Genomic DNA, 1,957 nt, shown 5'->3' on the forward strand with positions numbered 1-1,957 from the left:
CGGGTCTACGCGGAACTCGCCGCGGCCGGCTGGCTCGCCCCCTGGCACGTGGTGGACGGCGCGGGCTCCGTGGACGCCGCGGAGCTCGCCCGCACGGTGCTCACCTCGCCGAGCCCGGGTTGACCGACGGGCGGGTCGTAAACCCCGACGTGACCGCCTGTCCCGGTGCGTCCGGTTCCGCTGTCGGTGTCACGTCGGGAAGTGGCCGAGCTGCCCGGACAGCTCCTCGGCCGCCTCGGCCATCGGCCGGATCAGCTGGTCGATGCGCTCCCGGGACAGCCGGTAGGCGGGTCCGGAGGCGCTCAGCGCGGCGATGACGTCGCCCTCGGCCCCGTAGATCGGCACCGCGACGGCGTGCATGCCCACCTCGTACTCCTCGAAGCTGGCCGCGTACCCGTCGTCCACGATCCGCGCGAGCTCGCCGCGCAGTTCGCGCGGTACCACGGTCGTGGCCGGTGTGCACGCTTCGAGTTCCCGGCTCAACAGCGGGTCGCGGCTCTCGTCGCCCATGTGGGCGAGCAGCACCTTGCCGCTGGAGGTCGCGTGCAGTGGGGTGCGCCTGCCGGTCCAGTTCTGGGCGGTGACCGCGGCCGAGCCGAAGGCCTGGCTGATGTTGATGGCGACGTCGCCGTCGGCGACCGCGATGTTCACCGTCTCCCCGAGCGCGTCCGCCAGCGTCTGGCAGGTCTGGTTGCCCAGCTTCGCGAGGTCCATCCGCCCGGTCGCGGCCCCGGCGAGCCGGACGATGCCGAACCCGATCGCGTACTTGCCGCGTTCGCCGAGCTGTTCCACCATGTTGCGCATCTCGAGGGCGCTGACCAGTCTCGACGCCGTGGACTTGTGCACCCCGAGTTCGGCGGCGATGTCGGTGATCCCGGCTTCGCCCTCCCTGGCGAGCAGTTCGAGTACGGTGACCGCCCGGTCGACGGACTGGACGGGGCTCGTGGCGGTTTTGGCCTCATCAGAGTTCCGCATGACGCAACAGTAACGGTCGACGCAAGGGGTACGGATCACGCCACCGTAAAACACCTCGCCGGCGAGAGGTCGAAGCACCTATGGCCGGGGCGCGGGAACGGAACCGGGGCGCGCCAGGACCGACGGGCCGTGTACGCGGGGCGGGGCGGTAGTGCGAATATGTCGGCATGAAGGCGCGTGTGCTGGTCGTCGACGACGACCCCGCTCTGGCTGAAATGTTGACCATCGTGCTCCGCGGTGAGGGGTTCGACACCACCGTGGTCTCCGACGGTTCGAGGGCACTTCCCGCCATGCGTGAACTGAAACCCGATCTGGTGCTGCTGGACCTGATGCTGCCGGGCATGAACGGGATCGACGTGTGCAAGGCCATCCGCGCGGAGTCCGGGGTGCCGGTGGTGATGCTGACGGCCAAGAGCGACACGGTCGACATCGTGCTCGGGCTGGAATCGGGCGCCGACGACTACGTGGTCAAGCCCTTCAAGCCGAAGGAGCTGGTGGCCCGGGTGCGCGCGCGGATGCGCCGGACCGAGGCCGAACCCGCCGAGCAGTTGACCATCGGTGACCTGTCGATCGACGTACCGGGGCACGAGGTCACGCGGGAGGGGGAGCCGATCGCGTTGACCCCGTTGGAGTTCGACCTGCTCGTCGCGCTCGCCCGCAAGCCCCGTCAGGTCTTCACCCGCGAGGTTCTGCTGGAGCAGGTGTGGGGCTACCGGCATGCCGCGGACACCCGCCTGGTGAACGTGCACGTACAGCGCCTGCGCTCGAAGGTCGAGAAGGATCCCGAGCACCCGGAGGTGGTCCTCACCGTCCGCGGCGTCGGTTACAAGGCCGGCCCCCCGTGAGGACACGGCACACTCGACCGGGACGGGGCCCGTGCGCGGAAGAGCGGCGGGCCGGACGGCGGACGCGACCGGCCGGATGGAGGTGACGGTGCCGCGTGAGGAAGCCGCGGGAGGCGTCGGGTGCCCGGCCCGGCGTG

2 protein-coding genes are annotated in these 1,957 nt (G+C 70.6%); one reads left to right on the forward strand and one right to left on the reverse strand.

Features of this window, described 5'->3' with window-relative positions:
* Positions 1-189: 189 nt before the first annotated feature.
* Positions 190-975 (reverse strand): IclR family transcriptional regulator, encoded by a 786-nt coding sequence (locus SACHA_RS0108825; protein WP_019808918.1) that lies wholly within the window; start codon positions 973-975, stop codon positions 190-192.
* 167 nt (positions 976-1,142) lie between these two features.
* Between SACHA_RS0108825 and mtrA the strand changes: the two genes are divergently transcribed.
* Positions 1,143-1,820 carry an MtrAB system response regulator MtrA gene (gene mtrA / locus SACHA_RS0108830; protein ID WP_019808919.1) on the forward strand — a complete coding sequence of 226 codons (678 nt, stop codon included), beginning with the start codon at positions 1,143-1,145 and terminating at the stop codon, positions 1,818-1,820.
* Positions 1,821-1,957 lie beyond the last annotated feature (137 nt).

It is taken from the genome of Saccharomonospora halophila 8, assembly GCF_000383775.1.
In the GTDB taxonomy this organism is placed as follows: domain Bacteria; phylum Actinomycetota; class Actinomycetes; order Mycobacteriales; family Pseudonocardiaceae; genus Saccharomonospora; species Saccharomonospora halophila.